Origin of the sequence: Streptomyces sp. URMC 129, from assembly GCF_051386415.1 — a bacterium.
Lineage (GTDB): Bacteria > Actinomycetota > Actinomycetes > Streptomycetales > Streptomycetaceae > Streptomyces.
Map to the genome: position 1 here is coordinate 1 of NZ_JBPQTQ010000190.1, position 8,044 is coordinate 8,044.

The following is an 8,044-nucleotide window of genomic DNA, read 5'->3' on the forward strand; positions in this document are numbered from 1 at the left end:
CGGTAGCCCCCACCCCAACCCACCGCAGCCAAACCCACACCAAGCAACAGCCCACGCAGCCGCGCCGGCACCATCTGATGATCGACGCGGGTTCAGCGGTGTGAGGTTCGGGGACGGTGTCACCGGGGAGGTCCGGCTTGGGGTGTCACCAGTGGGCGGCCTGATCGCGCTGGTCAGGGTGCCGCAGTGATCGATCGCTGGTGACGGCGCTGATGGTCGGCGTGTGGCTGTCAGTTGCTGATCGGCATTGCGATGTCAGTGGAAAGATCGGCCTGAGCCGGCAGGGAGGACTGACGTTCTCTGCCAACTTTTTGTGTCACCGGTGACGAAGGCTCTGGTCAAGATTGCGCAGACCGGTAGCCAGCAGTTCCAGACCCTGGCCGACGCCATCGGCAACCCGCGACGCCGCCCTCGCCCGCCAGCGCGCACGCGACGAGGAACGGGCCCGGCAGCACGCCCGCGAGCAGGCCGCCGCTCGCGAAGCCCGGCGCCCGGTCTGCACCGGATGCGGCACGAAGTTCACCGACGAACGCTGGGAGTACGCCCAGAGCCGGGATGCCGCCTACGTCAAGCACCGCGCCGGGCGGCCGACGGTCAGGGCAGGGCGCCGCCGAGAACGGTGGTCACGGCCTTGCGGACGGCCTCGGGCTCGGGGCGGCCCCGCCACTCGGTGAACAGCAGCTGCGCGGTGCCGATCAGGGTGGGCGCGAGCGAGTCCACGTCGGCGCCCGGCGTGAGGCGGCCCAGGTCGTGCTCGGCCCGCAGGTACCCGGCGATGGCGGCGGTGCCCTCGCCGACGAGGGGGAAGCGGGCGGCCCCGGCCGCGCGCAACCGGGTGCGCAGTTCGTCGCGGGCGATGACGAGGACCACGATCGCCATCATCACCGGCTCGAAGAGGGCCGTCAGCGCGCCGGTGAGGTTGCCGGCGACCGTGCCCGTCCCGGCCGCCGCGCGCAGGGCGGCGCCCTGCGCCTCGACTCGTGCAATGCGGTCGAGCACCAGCGCGGTGAGGAAGGCGTCGAAGTCGGCGAAGTGCCGGTGCAGGACGCCCTTGGCGACGCCGGCCTCGGCGGTGACCGCCCGGCTGGTCAGTCCTGTGGCCCCGTCGCGCATCAGGATGCGTTCCGCGGCGTCGAAGAGTTGCTGGCGAGGGTCGCGCAGCGCCACACCGGTAGGCACGTGCATCCCCTCCTTGGTCCCGGCATGCCCTTTGCCCTAGTGGGCGCTCGCCCACTAGGGTGGGCGCATGCCCACTCTAGCGTCTGGCCCCCGGCCGGAACCTCACCAGCACCGTCGTATGGCGGAGTCGTTCGGGGTCGATCCCGAACGGTACGACAGGACCAGGCCCCCGTACCCCGACACCGTGATCGCGCGGATCACGGCCGCCGGTCCCGGGCCCGACTTCCTCGACGTCGGCTGCGGCACCGGGATCGTGGCCCGGCAGCTGCGCGCTGTGGGCCGTACGGTGCTCGGCATCGAGCCCGACCCGAGGATGGCCGAGTTCGCACGGCAGACCGGAGTCGAGGCCGAGGTCGCGACCTTCGAGGCGTGGGAGCCGGCCAGCCGCACCTTCAACGCGGTCGTGTCGGGGACGGCGTGGCACTGGGTCGACCCGGTGGCGGGCGCGGCCAAGGCGGCGCGGGTCCTGCGGCCGGGCGGGGTGCTGGCGCCGTTCGGGCACGTCTACGAGCTTCCCGCGGCCCTGGCCGATGCCCTCACCGCCGCGTACCTGCAGGTGGCCCCCGATGCGCCGCTCCGCCTCGGCAGCCCGCCCGGGGTCTCGATGCTGGACGCCTACCGGGGGCTGTACGACAAGGCCGCGGACGGGATCCGGGAGGCGGGCGGGTTCTGCGAGCCGGACCTGTGGCGTGAGGACTGGGAACGCTCGTACACCCGCGAGGAATTGCTCGATCTTCTGCGGACGTCCGGTGGCCTCAGCAGCCTGCGGCCCGGGCAGGTGGCCGAGGTGCTGAAGGATCTGGGGGCGGCGATCGATCAGCTGGGCGGCGACGTCACCCTGCCGTACGCGACCTGGGGCCTCACCGCGGTTCGTACCGGGGAACCGCCCCGGCAGCCCGGGCCGTGACGCCCGTCTTCCGGCGGGCCGCGAGTCGCCGTGCGGCCCGCCCGGGCCCCGCGGTCACGTGACCACGCCCACCACCACCAAGGCAGCACGCGCGGGGGCCCGGTCGGGCCCGTCACCGCTCCTCCCGCCCTCGACCCGCGCCGTGTCCAGGGTTCAGACGCCTGCCGTGGTACTTCAGCGCGCGCCGGACACCCGGCCTCTCGGGGCGGCGGACGCGCCGGTATTCGACAAGAATCAAACGGTAGTGCTCGAATTCAAGCGTGTCAGTTCGAATTGAATTCGAACGATAGAGCGTTGCCTGCAGTGTGGATTCCCGGCCCTGATCTGGTGTGCTTCGGGATGTGAGCTGGGCACACGTGGTCAAGCTGGATAGTCCGGACCGAAGTGCGCGTGGTACCTGACCTCTGCAGGTTGCGTTCTGTTCGGCTATGGCCAGCGATGTGTGGCCCTGTGAGCTGCGAGTTCGTGACTGAGCTGGAAAGTCACAGCTACCACGAGAATCCCTATAGATTATCTTGCGTTTGTGCAGGTCAGAGACGTGCGGGGGAGTGCGGTGCAACTGGTCGGGTGACCGAGGCGTCGGCTTGGGGGAACAGGCGAGCGTCCCGCCTGGCGAGGTGGCTCACGGGTGACCTTGGGCCTGTTGAGCAGCGAGCTCCTCGATGATGCTGGCCTGCTCGCGAATGTCGTCCGCCTGCGCGGGGGTGGGCTCGTACTGTGTGAGGCTGCGGATCTCTGCTCTGGCCGCAGCGATGTCTCCGGTACGGGCGAGGACCACGGCTCGGTGAGACCTGAGTCCGACGATAAGTTCGGGCAGGTTGTAGGCCTGAGTGATGGGCAGGAGTTGCCGGTCGATCAGGCTCAGGGCGGCCTGCACTTCGTTTACGCCCAACAGAGTCTCGACCACGTCCTGGCCGAGGTCGACGGCGGACCGCCAGGCCCCGGTGATCATGTAGAGCTTCATCGCGGGGAACGCGGCGCTGCCGTAGTCGAGTTTGAGCTGACGACAGCACTTGACATGCATGGCGAAGCAGTCGGCGAGGCGTTTGTAGTCGTCGGGTGTCTCGCTGTCCAAGCAGGCTTGCTGCAGTGCCTCGATAGGTCCGTGGAGGTCGGCCGGGGGCAGGCCGAGGTGATCGCAGTATGCGTCAGCGAGCTCCAGGGCTGCGGGGCCTGCGGCTCGGTAGCTGCCTGAGTGGTAGAGCCCCTGAACGTAGCCGTAGCGCAGGGCTCGCTCCAGGGAAGAGGGGGCGGGAAGTTCAGCCAGGGCTGTCCTGAATGCAGCATCGAGGGCTTCAATGTCACCGGTGTGCCCGTGCAGAGGGAACTGGCGGGTGGCTACCAGGACCTTCTCGCGTGGTCCGATCCCGCTGCCGCCCTCTGAGACGAGGGCTTCCATGGCGTGGACGTGGCGTGCGTAGGCGTCCCAATCGGTGTCCCCATATGCCCAGGTGGCCAACGCACTGTGCGCATCAAGGCGGTCGACGGCGTCCCGACCCGGTTCCTGCGCCACGTCCGCGATCACCGTGCGCAGTTCGCGTGGGAAGCCACCCTCGTAGAAGCCCTCCTGGCTGGTGATCTCCAGCAAGAGGTCGATCTGGCCGGTATCGGCGAGCAGCCGCATCCAGCGGGCCAGCCGCGGCAGCTCCCTGTGGCCCTCGAGAAGATCAGCCAGGGTCTGCTCGACACGGCGGGCGGCTTCCTCAGGCAGGTCATGCGACGCATGGAGGGCCAACGGTGCGGCCGCATCGTGGAGTTTGGCGAAACCGTCGGCGAATGTCTGTACGAGGCCGAGGCCTGCGAGTTCGCGAACGGCCCCGGCCGCGGCAGCGGGACGTGTCGGTCCCGCGGCTGCCGCCAGCTGCTGCAATTCAGGGCTGCTCAGGGGAACTTCGGCGATGGCCATGAGGCCGGCCATCGTGCGTGCCAGCACGGAAAGGTGCCCGAAGGTCTCTGCCAGGATGCGTTCCTGGGCCGTGGGGGCGAGGTGGGTCTGCTCCTGCACCGCCGCGCAGAAGGCGGCACCGTCACCTGCGTAGAGAGTGCGGATGAGCGCCGCGGAGTTGAGGACGTACAGCGGCAAACCAGCTGTGAGCGCCAAGACCCGCTGTGCGGTGGGGTAGTCCAGGGTGCAGTCTTCGGCAGCGAAGACGGCGGCCACGGTGTCGGTGTCCCAGCCGGGCAAGGACTCGGCGGAGACACCCAGATGCGCGGCGAGCGCGGTCTGCTCCGGGTGGGGGTGGCCCAGCAGCGTGATCCGGGCAGTCGGCAGCGCCTGAACAAGCAGCCGTACGTCGTCGGATGGGAGGTCGTGCACGTTGTCGATGACGACCGCGATGGCTGTGCCGTCGTGGGCCAGTCGGCCGTGCACGGCCCGAAGGACGTCGATGCCGGCCCCGCTCGGCAGGCTGACGGCATCGGGCCCGCTCAGGTGCCGGGCAGCAACCTCCCGGGCCAGCGCACCGGGCACCACCGCGGGCGGCATCTGGCCGGCATCGAAGTAGGTGACCGGGAGCGGGCACCGGGCGGCGGCGTGCGCCGCCCAGGTCGTCTTCCCGGCCCCGGAGAAGCCCGTTACCAGCCGCACGCGCTGCTCGCCCGTCAGCTCCGGTTCGCTGCCATGCGGCCAGTAGACGTCGGGAACCCGGGGAAAGGCCTGCAACTCCTCGACGAACTGCTCGTACAGGGCGGGCAGTTCACTGGCATGTAAGGCTCGCCCATGGGCTCCGGCACTCGCGTACTGGATGCGGGCAGCCAGCTTCCACACCAGCGTCTGCGCTCCCAGGGACCCGAACGGGACCTGGGCGGCCTGCTCGGTGCACCACTGCAGGACACCGGTGAGATCCGCAGCAGCGGGCGGCAGCCACGTCTCCTGCGGATCGGGATGGCCCGGCCACAGCAGCGACACGTCCGCCTGCCAGCCCGGCTGCTGGGTCCGTTGTAGCAGATCCGGACCCGGTGCGGTATTGCTGACCACGACCAGCTTTGGCGTGCCGGGGCGCCGCCCTGCCGTGTGCTCCGCGCGTAGCTTGGCGAACTGGTCGACCGACCCCCTGATGTCGCTCCACATCAGATTATTCTGCCGGGTCTTGACCTGCAGGTAGAGATACCGATCCGGGAGCACGACCTCCAGGTCCTCGTCCAGCTCCATCAGCAGCGTTTGCGCACCGGCCTGACGCAGCCGCAGCAGGCAGCCCACGGCGTACAGGTTCTGGTAGGTGAATCCGCGGTGCAGGGACGTGATACGCCGAAGTTGCGCCGGATTGAGTGGGGCGGCCGGCTGTGTCGCGCTGTCCTGGGCAGTGCCGCTGGCCGGTGGCGGTTCCTGGTCGTGCACCCAGCCAGGGTAACGGTCCCGCCGAGGTAACGGCTGCGTCGGCCGCGGTGCGGGAGGACCCGGCAGGGGCCCCGCCCCGCGGCGCGAGGCCTCGACCCGGCCCACCGGCAGATCTCTGTGACCTCCCGCACCGTGCGGTTCGGTGCAGGGGCCCAAGGGGCCGGGATCCGGAAAAGACCCGCAGACTGGAACAGCACGCCTTCCTGGGCCTGGAGGGTGAACCTTGCAGGCCGCTCCCGTGGTGACGCATCCCCGTCTGCCGAGAGGGTCGTGGGCTTGGCCGACGAAGGCGATGAGAGAGGTCGAGCCTGCCCGGGAATTCTGATCACGCCGTTCCGATCGCGGTGCCGCCGCGCATCGCACCCGGGGCCTGCTGCGGGTGCGACCCCCACGCCGCAGCAAGCGCTGCCACAGCACGTGGGCCACCCTCCCTGATCGTCGCCCGGCCCCGCCCCGACCCGCGAAGAGGCTGCGTGCCAGCCGTGTCCGGGGCGGGCAACGGCCCCTGACAGTGGCCCCGTTGGCGCATGAAATGCCTGGTGAGGCCGTGTTGTCAGTGGCGCGTGGTAGATGTGAAGGAGGAGAGAACTTGTGTGGTTTTCCCGTTAGTTGATCAATATCGAGTGAAGAGGCAGGGCATGGTCGAGACGGAACTTCCCGAGCGGGGGGTGGTGTTCTGGCCGGTCGGCACGGGCGACTCCACCACGATCGTGCTCGGCGGCGACCTGGTTGTTTTCGACGGGCAGTAATGGGCTCTGGCGCAAATTCCGTGCCGCGGCTACAGGTTGTAGTTGTTGACCGTGCTCCGGGTGGTGTGGAAGTCGCCTTGTTTTCGTTCCTCGTTCGGCTGGTGTGGCTGTCATTCGGTCGCCGTGAGCCAGGTGTTGCCCGAGTTGCAGGAGATGCTGTTCCCGTCGATCGCCGGTGTGGCGGTCGAGGCCGTCGAGACGGCGGGCGGGTCGATACGCGTCGAGGCCCGGTGTACGGCGGCGGGTGTCGCGTGTCCGGACTGTGGGGGCTGGTCGGAGCGGGTCCACAGCTCTTACCTGCGGTTTCCGGCGGACCTGCCCAGTGCGGGGCGGCGTGCGGTGTTGGCGTTGCGCGTGAGGCGGTTCCGGTGCCCGGTGTCGTCGTGCTCGCGGCGGACGTTCGTCGAGCAGGTGCCGGGGCTGACGCGTCGGCACGGGCAGGCCACCGAGCGGCTGCGGTCGGCGATGGGTTCGATCGGCCTGGCGCTGGCCGGCCGGGCCGGGGCCAGGCTCGCGGAACTCATGGGGATCGGCGTCAGCCGCAGCACGCTTCTCCGCCGGGTGATGGACCTGGCCGACCCACCGGCGGGCGAGCCGTGGGCGGTCGGCGTGGACGACGTCGCTCTGCGCAAGGGCCACAACTACGGCACCGTCGTGATCGACGCTGTATCCCACCAGGTCCTCGATCTCCTGCCCGAGCGCGACGCGGAGACGCTGGCGCCGTGGCTGGCCCGGCATCCCGGAATCGAGGTCGTCTGCCGGGACCGCTCGGGCGCCTACGCCGAAGCGGCCGGCACCGCGGCGCCCCAGGCCACACAGGTCGCCGACCGCTACCACCTGTGGCGCAACCTCACCGTGGGGGCCGAGAAGGCCGTCGCCGCCCACCGGCTGTGTCTGAAGGACGTGCCGCCGCAGGTCCCCGAGCCCGAGCCGGAATGGGAGACCCCGGCAGAACCAGTGGACGACGAGCCCTCCGGCCGGTTTGCCGATCGGGCCCGCACCCATCACGAGTTCGTGCACGAGCTGATCGGGCAGGGCATGGGCCTGCGGGAGATCGCCCGGCACCTGGGATGGGGCCGGCACACCGTCCAGCGATACGCCCGCGCCACCCGCTGGCAGGACATGGTCAAAGGCCGCACACCACGGTCCAGCAAGCTCGACCCGTTCAGCTCCTACCTGGGCCGGCGCTGGGCCGAGACGAACGGCCGCATCACCATCCGCGAGCTGCACGACGAGATCAGCGAACGCGGCTATCGCGGCGGCTACACCACCCTGGTCGAGTGGGCACGCAGGGAACTCCCGGTCCTCGAGGGAGCTCCGCCTCCGCCGGTTCCGCCGTCGATCCGGCAGGTCACCGGATGGCTCACCCGCCACCCTCACCGAAGAGGAGAAGCTGCACCGCAAGGCCGTACTCGCCCGATGCCCGGAGCTGGAGACGGCAGCACGGCTGATCAGCTCGTTCGCCGAGATGCTGACGATGCTCGGCGGCCAACGCCTGCCCGAGTGGATCACCGACGCCTCGCGAGCCTGTCTGCCAGGCATCAGCACCTTCGCCGAGCACCTGGAGAGCGACTTCGACGCGGTCAGGGCAGGACTTACCACGCACTGGAACTCCGGCCCAGTGGAAGGCACAGTCAACCGGATCAAGATGCTCAAACGGCAGATGTTCGGCCGCGCTGGCTTCCCGCTCGTCCGCAAACGCGTCCTCCTCGCGTGACGCTACGTCACAGCCGCACGGAACTTGTGCCAGAGCCCCAAAGAGGCCGTCCTAGACAGCCAGTCCTGCCCTGCCGCCCAGGCGCGCAGGGAGGTGGTCCCGTGGATGACGGTGGCCGGGTCGGGCTCCGGCAGGGGAGGGGTGCCGGGCGGGGG

3 protein-coding genes and 1 pseudogene are annotated in these 8,044 nt (G+C 69.8%); 2 read left to right on the forward strand and 2 right to left on the reverse strand.

All coding sequences use genetic code 11. From position 1 onward, the window contains the following. Positions 1–594: 594 nt before the first annotated feature. Positions 595–1,179 (reverse strand): TetR/AcrR family transcriptional regulator, encoded by a 585-nt coding sequence (locus tag ACSNOC_RS26120; protein WP_436750036.1) that lies wholly within the window; start codon positions 1,177–1,179, stop codon positions 595–597. A 67-nt stretch (positions 1,180–1,246) separates the two neighbouring features. Here ACSNOC_RS26120 and ACSNOC_RS26125 point away from each other — a divergent pair, with 67 nt between their 5' ends. Then, entirely contained in the window at positions 1,247–2,086 is an 840-nt protein-coding gene (locus ACSNOC_RS26125; protein WP_436750037.1) for a class I SAM-dependent methyltransferase, read from the forward strand. Positions 2,087–2,708: 622 nt separating this feature from the next. Here ACSNOC_RS26125 and ACSNOC_RS26130 read toward each other — a convergent pair. Continuing rightward, positions 2,709–5,423: a hypothetical protein gene (locus ACSNOC_RS26130; RefSeq protein WP_436750038.1), complete on the reverse strand. Its 2,715-nt coding sequence runs from the start codon at positions 5,421–5,423 to the stop codon at positions 2,709–2,711. A gap of 872 nt (positions 5,424–6,295) precedes the next feature. Between ACSNOC_RS26130 and ACSNOC_RS26135 the strand changes: the two are divergent. Beyond that, a pseudogene (locus tag ACSNOC_RS26135) lies at positions 6,296–7,889 on the forward strand (ISL3 family transposase). The last annotated feature ends 155 nt before the right edge of the window (positions 7,890–8,044 follow it).

What these genes read in the sequence shown, in the direction of transcription:
- ACSNOC_RS26125 (WP_436750037.1), top strand. Translation starts at nt 1,247, where the DNA reads ATGCCCACTCTAGCGTCTGGCCCCCGGCCGGAACCTCACCAGCACCGT.